Source organism: Kutzneria buriramensis, assembly GCF_003387475.1.
In the GTDB taxonomy this organism is placed as follows: Bacteria; Actinomycetota; Actinomycetes; order Mycobacteriales; family Pseudonocardiaceae; genus Kutzneria; species Kutzneria buriramensis.
In genome coordinates, this window is the sequence record NZ_QUNO01000023.1 from 93688 (window position 1) to 106171 (window position 12484).

Sequence of the window (12484 nt, forward strand, 5' to 3'; positions counted from 1 at the left end):
GCCTCGAATACCCGTACCACCCGAAGAGGTTGTCGTTGATTCTTGACGCGTCCACCAGCACTTCTCAACGAAATCATGAGCGATCCGTTGTTGCGAGTACCGCGAATCGGAGTATCGAGTGGAGAGGGAACGGTTCAGGGCGGACTACGACCCGCCAGCACTGGGGGCAGCTTGGGGTAAGGCTTCCACCGGTGCGATTCCCCACCCGTTGGCCTGCCATGTCTTGGACACCGCAGCCGTAGCCAAGCTGGTCTTTCCTGTCCTGTTGGGCCCCACGATGCGCACGGAACTGCTCGACGGGTTCGCCGTGTTACCGGACCCGCTCGGCTGGATCGCGTTGCTGTGTGGTCTTCACGATCTGGGCAAGTTCTCACCGGCCTTCCAGGCGCTCCGCGCGAGCCTCGCCAAGGAGCTGCTGGGTACGTCGGCCGTAGACGATGTGGACTGGCTCGACGCGGTACGGGTACGCACGCGCACCGACACACCACACGGTGTGATCACCGAGCTACACATGCAGCAGTTGCTCCTGTCATGGGGCGCCGAGCGGTTGACCGCCGCCCGGATCAGCGCCGCTGTCGGCGGCCACCATGGATACTTCGCCGAATCGAAACGAGTGCAACAGGCGCGCGGTACGATCAACGATCACGGCGGCGCGAAGTGGGCGTCGTGGCGGCAGACCATGGTCGAGGCGTTGGCGCACCTGGTCGCGTTGCCGCTTCCCTCGGCGGCGCAGTGGCAGCAGGTCAGGCTCAGCCACCAAGCCGCGGTCAGCCTCGCCGCACTGACGTCGGTCAGTGACTGGATCGCCTCGGACAACACGAACTTCCCTTACGCGGGCGCGGGCGTCGACTTGAGCCAGTACACCAAGACGCGCGCTGCGGCTGCGCGCGCGGCGATGGACCGGCTGGGCTGGCAACCGTGGTCGCCGCCGGCCGACACGAGTTTCACCGCCTTGTTCGGTCCCGAGCTGCCTCGACCCGTCCAGCTCGTGGTGCAGCAGTGGTCGACGAGCCTGACGGAGCCGGCGCTACTGATCGTCGAGGCGCCGACAGGGGAAGGCAAGACCAAGGCCGCGCTGCAGTTCGCCGCCAGTATGGTGCGCCAGCGGGGCTTGGCGGGGATGTTCGTGGCGCTGCCCACTCGGGCGACGAGCAACCAGATCCTCGACGTGGTCACACGGCTTCTGGACGGGCTCGGCGACTCCACCACCGTCGGGTTGGTGCACAGCAGCGCGAACGACTACCTGGCCGCGCGCGCCGCCGAGCAGCGGGAAACAGCGGCTCCCGGCGACGTGTCGGTGGACGATCCCGCCGACGGCGACGTGAAGGCGCGCGAGTGGTTTACGCGGAAGAAGAATCTGCTGATCGGCCTGGGCGTGGGCACCGTGGATCAGCCGATGAAGGCGGTCATCCGTTCCGGTCACGTGTTCGTGCGTCTTGCCGGGCTGTCGAACAAGGTAGTTGTGATCGACGAGATGCACGCGTACGACACCTACATGTCCACGCTGCTGGACCGTCTGCTGATGTGGCTAGGTCGCATGGGTGTCCCGGTCGTGGTGCTGTCGGCGACGCTGCCGTCGAGGCGTCGGACCGAACTCGTGGCAGCCTGGCAAGCAGGGGCTCAGGGGTGCGGGTGTACAGAACGTGACGCGGTCGGGTCTGCGGCCGCCTACCCGCGCGCCACGCTCGCGCTGCCCAGCAGGCCCGCTCAGCAGGTGCCCGTCGCGGCCTGCGCGCTCAACAGCGGTCGGCGGGTGCAGCTGTCCCGTGTCGACGACTCCGATGTGGTGCGCTGGGTGCTCAACCGCGTGCGCGACGGCGGATGTGTTGCCGTGATCCACAATCTGGTCTCGCGGGTGGCCTCGACCTGCGCCGCGCTGCGCAGCGAGATCGCTCGTCTCCCGACCGACGAGCAGCCTGAGCTGATCGCCATCACCGGCCGAATGTCCACCAAGGAACGCCACTGCGTGGAAACGGAGCTGCACGGCAGGTTCGGCCCCGAGGGTGTCCGGCCGCACCGGGCGATCGTGGTGGGCACACAAGTTCTTGAGCAGAGCCTGGATCTGGACTTCGACGCCATGGTCAGCGATCTGGCGCCGATCGACGCGTTGATCCAACGCGTCGGCCGCGTGCACCGCCACTCGCGGACGGGCCGTGGAACGCTGACGCTGGCGATCACCGGCGTCGCGGACACCAGTGACGGCCCGGTGTTCCCCCCGTACCTGTCTACGGTGTACCAGCCGTGGGTGTTGCTGCGGACGTGGGCAGTCCTGCGTGACCGACAGGTTCTCGTCTGCCCCGATGACGTACAGGGCTTGGTCGACGACGTCTACGGCCCCGATGAGGCGGTGTCCTGCCCGGCCGGCTGGCAGGACGCGTGGGACCGCGCTGCCACGCGCATGGACGCGGCCTTAGCCCATGAGCGGCATCGCGCCGGCATGATGTTCATTCCCATGCCGGCGAGCATGCAGCATCCACGCGAGTTGACCGTGCGACCGCGCAATCCCAGCCAGACGCGGCTGTCGTCGGGGCGATCGAGGTGAACGACATCGACGAGACGCCCGAGTCGGTGTCGATTGTGCTCCTACGGGAGGACGAGACCGGCCGCCTTCGACCGCTCGGCGGCGACGACACCGTTGTCCTCGACGCAGGCGGCGGGCTCGACGGGGCCATCGTGGGTGCGCTGCTGGATGCGGCGGTGCGGTTGGCGGTGCCGGAGGACATCGACCCGGTCGTCGCCGACGCGATCGCAGCGCTGCCGGTGCCGGCGGCCTTCCGTGACAGCCCCTGGCTCTACGAGCACCGCGTGCTCGTTCTGCGTAACGGCCGGTGCACCGTCGGCGACACCACGCTGCGGTATCTGGAGGGCATCGGGCTCCGCCTCGGCGACATCGACGACCGCACTGATGTGGAGGACGCGTGAAGTTCGACCTGGTCACCGAACCGTGGATACCGGTGATCGACCTGGACGGCATACGGCGCGAGGTCAGCCTCGCGTATGCGATTCTCGGCGCCCACCGGCTTCGGCGGATCTCCGCGGAAGCGCCGCCGATGACCGCCGCCCTGTATCGCCTTGTCCTCGCGGTCATGCATCGCGCGTATGCGCCTGCAGACAACCCGGCGTGGAGCGAACTGTGGGACAAGCCGCGGCTGGAATTCGCGCCGTTGCGCAGGTACCTGGAGCCGTTGCGTGATCGTTTCGATCTGCTGCACCCCACGCGCCCGTTTCTGCAATGCCCGGCGCTGGCAGCCAAATCCCCGAGCAGTGCGGCCAAGCTGGTGCCGTTTCGGGCCAGTGGCAACAACGTTACCTTGTTCGACCACACCACCGACAGCGACAGCGTCCGGTTGTCCCTGGCCGAGGCCGCGCGATGGCTGATCGCCGCGCAGGCCTTCGACCCGGGCGGGATGAAGACACCCTTCGAGAAGGACAAATCGTCTGAGCGGGCGCCGTGCAACTACTTCGGCGTCGTGGTGGTGGAGGGAGCGACGCTGAAGGAGACGTTGCTGCTGAACACGCATGAGTACTCACCGGCCGACGGCAGGCCGGAGCTGACCACGCTGGAGGATCGACCGGCGTGGGAGGAGGCCGAGGCACCCTCACCCCATCCGGATCAGCGCGTGCCCCGAGGATGGACGGACCTGTTGACGTGGCCGGCACGCCGGATCCTACTGTCCACTTCGGATCACCACGGCGCGGCGGTCGTCGACAAGGTGGTGGTCACTCCCGGCGTGCGGCTGCGGACCGAGTTGGCGATGGTCGAGTTGATGGCCGCGTTCCGCCAGCCGACGACCAACGGCAAGCCGAAGAAGGACGCCCCGCTGCTGCCGATCCGGCTGCGGGAGGTCCGGGGTGTCTGGCGGCACAGCGTCGAGTTGCTCCTGGCCGGCGGCGGCGGCCGGCAGCGCCCCCGCTTGCTCGACCAGATCGCCGACCTGGTCGAGGACGGATACATCGCCGACGACATCGTCTACACACTCAGGATCTTCGGTCAACAACTGGACAAGAACAACGCCGTCGTCGAGTCCTGGGCGGAGGAGGAGGTCCCGGCGCCGGTAGCGCTGCTCCGCGCGGACGACGATTCGCTCGGCGGTATCCTCGGGTTCGCCGTCAAGCTCGCCGACGATGTCGGCGAGGCTCTGCGGGCGTTGGAACGCGACCACCGGGCCGAGTTGCGTGGTGCGCCGACTGCGGGTATCGACCTCGCGTACTGGCCCCAGCTCCCGCAGCCGTTCTCCGTCTTCCTGCGCAGCCTGGCTGCCGCCCACGTCGGCCGCGGCCCGCAGACGGACGCCGTCAACGCCTGGGCCGCCGCCGTGCGGATCGCAGCGCTGACCACAGCCAACCGGTGGGCCGAGGGCTCGCCACGACAAGGCCGGAACCTGGTCGCGGCCGCCAAACAACACGCCCGGTTCACCGGCCGCCTCCACACGATCGTCGCTCTCTTCCACGCGCACACCGCCGCCTTCATCACCCGGGAGAACACCGCGTGACCGACATCCCGCCACCCGATCAACGCTCACCCGAATCGGGCGCCACTCCTGCTGATCGCAGGTCCGAGTTCCTCAAGGCCCTCTACGCCCTGCACTGGGGCCTGGAGTCGACCACCCCTCATCTGCAGGCGCAGGCCCGGAGGACATTGGCGCGGCTGCGTCGCAGTCTGACCGGGCCACGCCACGAGGTCGAGGCCTACGAGTTCGTCCTGGCGCACGAGCCGCCGCGCGCTGAGCAGAACGCGTGGCTGCTGGTGGCGGGCCTGTACGCGCTGCACCCCCAACCGCGGCGGCGTGGGCCCGGGCCCAAGACCATCGGCGCGTCCCTGCGCGCGCTGGCCGACAAGCGCGGGGACTCGGTGACGCGGCGTTTCACCCAACTCGTCGCGGTCGACCGCGACTCGCTGCCCCACTACCTCCGCCAGGCCGTCCAGCTCCTGCGGTCCGAGGACGTTGCGCTGGACTACACCCAGCTGCTCAGTGACCTCATCGTGCTGCTCGGCGAGCGCTACCTCAGCGACCGCGCCCACCGGGTCCGGCTGGAATGGGCACGCGACTTCCACCGGCAACCAGCCCAGACCGAAACCCCGTCCCCCACCACGACTGTGTGACTACCGGAGAACCACGTGATCATCGAGCTCCACCTGCTGCAGTCCTTCCCCGTCAGCAACCTCAACCGTGACGACGTGGGTCAACCCAAGACCGCCACCTTCGGCGGACACACCCGAGGTCGAATCTCTAGCCAGTGCCTCAAGCGCTCGGCGCGGCTTCTGTTCAACGAGCACGGCCTGGACACCACGGAGACCGGCGTGCGCACCAAGCGGCTACTCACCAACGCAGCAGAGCTGCTGGTCGCCCAGGGCCGTGACGCCGACGAGGCCGCGCGAGTGGTCGAAGTGGGACTGGAGGTGTTGGGCTTCGGTGTCAACCCGGCCACGGGACTGACACAGTACCTGTGGTTCGTCGGCCGCCAAGCGATCGACCTGCTCGCCGAGTTCTGCAACCAGCAGTGGGACCGGCTCAGCGCAGCGGCAACGGACAAACAGAAGGCCAAGGAGAAGACCACCAAGGACGGCGCCAAGGAACCAAAGCCCGTCAAGATCAAGCCGAGCAAGGACGACCTCGACGCCGCCCGCCGCATCCTAGATGCCACCCGGGTCGCCGACGTCGCCTTGTTCGGCCGGATGATCGCCGACAACAAGGACTTCAACGTCGACGCCGCCTCCCAGGTCGCCCACGCGATCTCCACCCACGCCGTGGTCAACGAGTTCGACTACTACACCGCCGTGGACGACCTCAAACCCGACGGCGAGTCCGGCGCCGACATGATCGGCACCGTCGACTTCAACTCCGCCTGCTACTACCGCTACGCCAACCTCGACCTGACCACACTGACCAGCAACCTCGGCGGCGACAGCGACCTCGCCGCGCGAGCCGCCCAGGCGTGGCTGTCCGCGTTCATCCACGCCGTGCCCAGCGGCAAACAGAACTCCATGGCCGCACGCACCATGCCCGACACGCTGCTGGGCGTCGTCCGCGAGCACGGCGCCTGGAACCTGGCCAACGCCTTCCTCGCACCCGTGACCGAGCCCGACCTGATGGCCGCCTCCACCGACCGCCTGATGCGCCACTTCACCCAGCTGCGCGGATTCTACGGCACCACCGCGATCCGTGATGTCGCCGCAGCGTCGGTGACCGGCCAACTGCCCGCCTCGGACGCGGGTGAGGTGGTGCCGACGCTGGACGCGTTCACCTCCCGAGTCCTCACTGCCGCGCAGGCATGACCGCGATGCCAACCTCACTCGCACTGTGTCTGGACGCCCCGATGCAGTCGTGGGGAACCCGCTCGCACGGCGTCATCCGTGACACCGCACGAGAACCCACCAAGTCCGGTGTCGTCGGCGTGATGGCCGCCGCGCTGGGAATTGCGCGTGACGACGATGCGGCCATCGCCCGGCTCGCCGCACTGCGCCTGGCGATCCGGGTCGACCGCGAGGGCATCCTCGAACGCGACTTCCATACCACCCAGAACGTGCCCACCACCCTCGGCGGCGGGCACCGCACCGTTGTGAGCGAACGCTACTACCTTGCCGACGCGCTGTTCCTCGTCGTCCTCGAAGGCGAACCGAGCCTGCTCACCGACATCGCGACCGCGGTGCAGCGACCGCGCTGGCCGATCTTCCTCGGCCGCAAGGCCTACGTACCCACGCGCCCGCTTCTCGGCGCGGCAGACACCGGCCATGGCTTGTCCGACACACCCGCTGAGACAGTGCTCACCCAGCATCCGTGGCTTGAGCTCGACCCACAGGTGCGCCGCGCCGAACAGAACAAGACACAACGCGCCGAGCTGCGCACCGTGGTCGACTGCGACCCACGCCTAGCCGACGCCGAGGTACGTCACGACGTGCCGCTGCGGTTCACCCAGGGCGACCGCCGCCACGCCACCCGCACCGTGCGCACGGGCTATGTGCCGCTCACACCAGAGATGACCGCCATCGGAGAACCGCCGTGTTCCTGAGCAAACTCACTATCAACGTGCGCTCGCGCGAGTTCCGCCGGGACTACGCCAACATCCACGACATGCACCGCACCGTCATGTCCGCGTTCAGCACCGTCGACACCGACACCGCGCCCCGGCAGGAGCAGGGCATCCTCTGGCGCCTCGAGGACGCGTACGGCGGTTTCGTCCAGTACGTGCAAAGTCGCACCGCACCGGACTGGACCCGCCTCCCCTTCGACTATCTGACCGGCCCGGCGCAGGTCAAGAGCCTGCAACCCGTCCTCGACGCCGTCGCACCCGGCCGGAAGCTGTCGTTCCGGATCGTGGCCAACCCGACCTACGCCAAAAGCCAGGGACCTGATGTGCGGGGCAGACGCTTCGCGCACCGCAGCCCGGACAAGCAGATCGAATGGCTCGTGCGCCGAGGCGAAAGCCACGGCTTCGTTATTCCCGTAGGCGGCGACGGCCACCCCGACGTCACTCCCTCACCTTGCCCGGACTTGGCCGGCCGCAAGACCGACCTGAACGGCAAGATCACCGTGCTACCGGTGCGGTATGACGGCCACCTCATCGTCACCGACCCAGACACGTTCACCGACGCGCTATGCACCGGCATCGGCCGCGCGAAGGCCTACGGCTGCGGGCTCCTCAGCCTGGCCTTGCCACGCACACAACGACAGTAGCCGAACAACGTTCGAACCAAACACATGTTCTTTGGCAAATCCACAGTGGACGGCCGCGCCGCCATTCGCTCCTGTCTCATGCCAGGCTGCTCCTACCCGCTGCACGGTCGCCAAAAGCAGTCTTCCCCGCGCGAGCGGCGCTGTTCCAGTACCTCGGCCGAGAAGACCTCAACGACCTGTCCTCCCATGCGAGCGGAGGGGTGTTCCGTGAGCGAATAGGTTGGCATCCACGCCGCCGACCGGCAGGCCCGTCTTCCCCGCGTACGCGGGGGTGTTCCGGAGGTTCCCGCAGGTCACGACTTCAAGCTGTGGTCTTCCCCGCACGCGCGGGGGTGTGCCGGAAATCAACGCCACGACGTATTACCTGAACCTGTGTTCCCCGCGCCCGCGGGGGTGTTCCGTGCTTGTGGAACGTGGCCCGGTCCTCGGCGTCGTCTTCCCCGCGCACGCGGGGGTGTCCCAGGCGCGAAGGACTGCCCGAAGTGCGGCAAGGGTCTTCCCTGCGCACGCGGTCGGCTGGGCCGTGTGGAACCTTGTCACTACGGCGACAGTGGGCTTCACATCGAAGCGCGTTCCGCCGGATGGCGTAACGGTCGACGTTGCTCCGGCGATGCCATGACCACGGTCCAGCGCGGAGCCCCCCGACGCGCTGAACCGAGCCCACACCCACCTCGTGTGGTTCGTCCAGCCGGCGTGGCCCTGTTCCCCGCACAGGGCCACGCCGGGTCACGAGAAAACGTGTGGCCTCTCCGGTCGCCGGCGCGGTGCCGGCGCCGCGCACACCGTGGGCGGGGAGCCTCACGGCAGAAGTCGGGCGAGTGCTGCGGTGATGGCTGCGGCGAGGGTGAGGACGGCGGCGAAGGTCGCAGCGGCCCGCATCAGGGCGGCGGGGTAGGTGGCGCCGTCGAGACGGGCGAGGACGCCCGCTGCGGCGGCGGCCAGTAGCGCGAGCACGCCGATCAGGCCGGCGGCGAGCAGGATAACGGCGATACGGTTCACGGCGATCTCCCCGAGATGGGCGGTCTGGTGACCTAACCGACGATCACGGGTTTGGTGTTCAGCGTGGTCCGATCCGGACAACGATGAACACTGTTGAACACGCAGGGGTTGGTGGGGGAATGACGGGGGAGCGTAAGGGGCGAGAGGCGGCGCTGGCCGAACTGCGCGTGCGGCTGGCTAACGGTCTGGCCCGAACAGGGCGACAAAAGTCCCAGCTCGCCCGGCTGGCCGGGTTGAGCCGCACTACCGTCCAGGCGGCGTTCCGGCCCGGCGGACCAGCCCCGACAGCCGCAACGGTCGCGAAGCTGGCCGACAAACTCGGCTTGCCGGTCCAGGAGTTGCTGGACCTGCACCACGCCGCGACGGCACCACCCCATGCCACGCCATCGGTAGAAGACAGGCCGGGTAAGGCGATTGGGCAGTGGGATCCGCACGATCTGGAGGTCCATCCTGCCGGCCCGGCCGGCGGGGTCGACTCGTCTGCACGGTCGCGGCGGGCGCTGCCCGGTTACGTGCGCCGCGCCCACGACGGGGTCCTGGCCGAGGCGGTGCGCGACGCCGCGGCCGGTCACAGTCGGATGCTCGTGTTGGTCGGGTCGTCCTCGACCGGCAAGACCAGGGCGTGTTGGGAAGCCGTCCAACCACTGGCCGCCCACGGGTGGCGGCTGTGGCACCCGCACGACCCGACGCGGGCCGAGGCCGCGCTCGCCGAACTCGACCGCGTGGCGCCCTGCACGGTGGTGTGGCTCAACGAGGCACAGCACTACCTCGGCCGCCCCCAGCACGGCGAACGCATCGCGGCCGCGCTCCACACGCTTCTCACCGACCCTGACCGTTCACCGGTTCTCGTTGTGGGCACCCTGTGGCCCGACTACGCCAACACCTACGCTCTGGTGCCCCCTGCCAGTGGGCCCGATCCGCACAGCCGGGTTCGGGAGCTGCTGACCGGACGCACCCTTACCGTCCCCGACGCCTTCGACCAGGAGGCGCTCGAGGCCGCGACTGCCCTCGCTCAGGGCGGCGACGAGTTCATCGAGGACGCTTTGACTCGGGCTCAGGTTCACGGGCGTCTCACGCAGGACCTCGCTGGCGCGCCGGAGCTTCTGCGCCGCTATGAACAGGGCACCCCGCCGGTGAGGGCTTTGTTGGAGGCGGCGATGGACGCCCGCCGTCTCGGTGTCGGCCTCCACCTCGAGCAGGCCTTTCTCATCGATGCCGCTAGCGACTACTTCGCGGACCAGGACTACGACCAGCGCGCCGAAGATTGGGCTGAAGCCGCCTTCGCCGACCTCGCCCGTCCTGTCCACGGCAAACAAGCGCCCCTGCGCCGCACCGCTGTCCGTCGCGTGCGCCGGCCGGGCATGGCGCCTGTCCCAGCGGCGGGGGTGGTCTTCCGTCTCGCGGATTACCTCGAACAGCATGGCCGCGCCACTCGCCGCAGAAAGTGTCCGCCTGGGTCCTTCTGGGACGCCGCGCACACTTATCTCACGGACGCCGGTGACCTCAACAACCTCGCCGAAGCCGCGTACCGCAGGTGCCGCCTGCAGTGGGCCCACCACCTCCGGCAGCGGGCCGCCGACGCCGGCCACCCTGACGCCCTGCAAGCGCTGGCGCGGCTGCGGGAGGAGGACAGGGACCTGAAGGGCGCTGAAGCTCTCTACCGCCGGGCCGCCGACGCTGGCAAGAACGACGCTCTGATAGCGCTGGCGCGGCTGCGGGAGGAGGACAGGGACCTGGAAGGCGCTGAAGCTTTCTACCGTCGGGCCGTCGACGCTGGCCAGGCCTACGCTCTGATAGCGCTGGCGCGGCTGCGCGAGCAGGCCGGGGATCGGGAGGGCGCCGAAGCCCTCGCCCGGCAGGCCATCGACGCCGTCGTCGACCCGTTCGCCCTGGATCGTCTAGCGCGGCTGCGGGAGGAGGCCGGGGATCGGGAGGGCGCCGAAGCCCTCGCCCGGCAGGCCCCCGACGCCGGTCACCCGTTCGCCCTGCGAAGTCTGGCGCAAATACGGATGGAAGCTGGGGACTTGGAGGGTGCCGAAGCTCTCTACCGCGGGGCCGCCGACGCCGGCAACTCCGACGCCCTGGCAGCGTTGGCGTGGATACGGATGGAAGTGGGGGACTTGGAGGGTGCCGAAGCTCTCTACCGCCGGGCCGTCAAGGCCGGATACCCCGCCGCTCTGCCAGAGCTGGCGCGGATACGGAAGAAAATGGGGGACCTGGGCGACTCCGCAGCTCTCTACCGCCGGGCCGTCGACGCCGGATACCCCACCGCTCTGCCCGAGCTGGCCCGGATACGGAAGGAAGCGGGGGACCTGGCGGTCTCCACAGCCTTCTACAGCGGGATTGGCGACGCCCGTAACACCGACGCTCTGGCAGTGGTGGCGCGTATGCGGGAGGAAGCTGGGGACGTGGAGGGCGCCGAAGCTCTCTACCGCCGGGTCGCCGACGCCGGCGGCGCATACTTCTTGCGAATGATGGGACGGATGCGGGAGGAAGCTGGGGACCTGGAGGCCGCCGAAGCTCTCTACAACCGGGCCACTGAAGCTCTCTACCGCCGGGTGGACGGCATTGTTAACCCATCCGTCCTGCTAGTCCTGGCGCGGATGCGGGAGGAAGCTGGGGACGTGGAGGGCGCCGAAGCTCTCTACCGCCGGGCCGCCGACATTGGCGACCCATTCGTCCTGCTACTGCTGGCGTGGATGCGGGTCGACAGCGGGGACCTGGAGGGTGCCGAAGCCTTCGCCTGGCGGGCCGCCGACGGTGGCTATGCCGACGCACTGCTAGTGCTGGCGCGGATGCGGGAGGAACATGGGGACCTGAAGGGTGCAGAAGACCTCTACCGGAAGATTGCCGACGCCGGATGCACGCTTGGCACCTCTAAGTCGAGGTGGCCGTACGGGCTGGATCCCGACGGCTCATCTACTCCCGGCCAGCCCAGCAACTCAAATTCCCGCTGAGTTCCGATGTCCATGGCGGGCGGGCGTGTCCGTGCTCATCCATCATGGCCTTGAAGCAGACACCAAGTGTCAGATAGCGCCACCAGTCTTGGTTGACAACGCGAGCGCCGTCCCGTTCACTGCCCTAGTAGTCGAACACAGGTGCCTAGAAAACGTCACAGGCTGCACAAACAGAGCATGCGCCGGCTTCCCCACGGCGAGCACAAACCGTGGGGAGCAGCATGACCTACGAAAACCCGCCCGTCCCGTGGCGCGAGCTCGAACGAGCACTGTCCGGCAAGCCGCAGCCGGTCGGTGACGGCAACGACAGCCCCGCCTGGTCCCGCCACCGCGACGGCTACACCCCGCCGCCCGGCGTCGCCAGCTACGCCGACCGCCTTGCCGACCCCGATCGGGTGCCCTACGCGGAGCTGCACTGTCACTCCAACTTCAGCTTCCTCGACGGTGCCAGCCACCCGGAAGAACTCGTGGAGGAAGCCGTCCGGCTTGGGTTGGACGCGCTGGCCATCACCGATCATGACGGCATGTCCGGCGTTGTCAGATTCGCCGAAGCCGCACGAGAACATGGTCTTCCGACCGTGTTCGGGTCCGAGCTCAGCCTCGACCTGAGCGCCCCGCAGAACGGCGTCGCCGACCCGGAGGGGCAGCACCTGCTGCTCCTGGCCCGCCGGCCCGAGGGCTACACCCGGCTGTGCCGCACGATCACCACCGGACACCTCGCCAGGGGCGAGAAAGGCCGCCCCGTCTACGACCTGGACCAGATTGCCGAGGACGTCCGCGGTAAACGCTTAGCTCTCATCTCGGCATCAAACTGATATCAATCTGCAAGGTTGGGTAACTCTCCCGCCCGGT

General features: G+C 68.4%; 9 protein-coding genes and 1 pseudogene. 9 read left to right on the top strand and 1 reads right to left on the bottom strand.

What is annotated here, in order from left to right; all coding sequences use genetic code 11:
- Positions 1 to 118: 118 nt before the first annotated feature.
- From cas3 to cas6e, 7 genes are read left to right on the top strand one after another with little or no spacing between them, the layout of a single operon-like run.
- Entirely contained in the window at positions 119 to 2542 is a 2424-nt protein-coding gene (gene cas3, locus BCF44_RS46860) for a CRISPR-associated helicase Cas3' (protein ID WP_281283240.1), read from the top strand.
- Entirely contained in the window at positions 2539 to 2922 is a 384-nt protein-coding gene (locus BCF44_RS46865; protein WP_116181041.1) for a hypothetical protein, read from the top strand. The genes cas3 and BCF44_RS46865 overlap by 4 nt, the downstream gene beginning before the upstream one ends.
- Positions 2919 to 4493 carry a type I-E CRISPR-associated protein Cse1/CasA gene (gene casA / locus BCF44_RS46870; protein ID WP_116181042.1) on the top strand — a complete coding sequence of 525 codons (1575 nt, stop codon included), beginning with the start codon at positions 2919 to 2921 and terminating at the stop codon, positions 4491 to 4493. The genes BCF44_RS46865 and casA overlap by 4 nt, the downstream gene beginning before the upstream one ends.
- Complete coding sequence (gene casB / locus BCF44_RS46875; RefSeq protein ID WP_170218135.1) at positions 4490 to 5104, top strand: type I-E CRISPR-associated protein Cse2/CasB; 615 nt, start codon at positions 4490 to 4492, stop codon at positions 5102 to 5104. Before casA ends, casB begins: the two co-directional genes overlap by 4 nt.
- Before the next feature lie 15 nt (positions 5105 to 5119).
- Positions 5120 to 6277, top strand: coding sequence for a type I-E CRISPR-associated protein Cas7/Cse4/CasC (cas7e, locus tag BCF44_RS46880; protein ID WP_116181043.1), 1158 nt, complete (start codon positions 5120 to 5122; stop codon positions 6275 to 6277).
- 5 nt (positions 6278 to 6282) lie between these two features.
- Positions 6283 to 7011, top strand: coding sequence for a type I-E CRISPR-associated protein Cas5/CasD (gene cas5e, locus BCF44_RS46885; RefSeq protein WP_116181125.1), 729 nt, complete (start codon positions 6283 to 6285; stop codon positions 7009 to 7011).
- The gene (gene cas6e, locus BCF44_RS46890; RefSeq protein WP_116181044.1) at positions 7002 to 7676 is read left to right on the top strand and encodes a type I-E CRISPR-associated protein Cas6/Cse3/CasE; all 675 of its coding nucleotides are present in this window, start codon (positions 7002 to 7004) and stop codon (positions 7674 to 7676) included. The genes cas5e and cas6e overlap by 10 nt, the downstream gene beginning before the upstream one ends.
- A 798-nt stretch (positions 7677 to 8474) precedes the next feature.
- Here cas6e and BCF44_RS46895 read toward each other — a convergent pair.
- Complete coding sequence (locus BCF44_RS46895) at positions 8475 to 8675, bottom strand: hypothetical protein (RefSeq protein ID WP_116181045.1); 201 nt, start codon at positions 8673 to 8675, stop codon at positions 8475 to 8477.
- A 578-nt stretch (positions 8676 to 9253) separates the two neighbouring features.
- Here BCF44_RS46895 and BCF44_RS46900 point away from each other — a divergent pair.
- Both BCF44_RS46900 and BCF44_RS46905 read left to right on the top strand, forming a co-directional pair.
- Positions 9254 to 11632, top strand: a complete 2379-nt coding sequence (locus BCF44_RS46900) for a tetratricopeptide repeat protein (RefSeq protein WP_211353562.1) — start codon at positions 9254 to 9256, stop codon at positions 11630 to 11632.
- A 221-nt stretch (positions 11633 to 11853) separates the two neighbouring features.
- A pseudogene (locus BCF44_RS46905) lies at positions 11854 to 12429 on the top strand (PHP domain-containing protein); the annotation flags it as partial.
- Positions 12430 to 12484 lie beyond the last annotated feature (55 nt).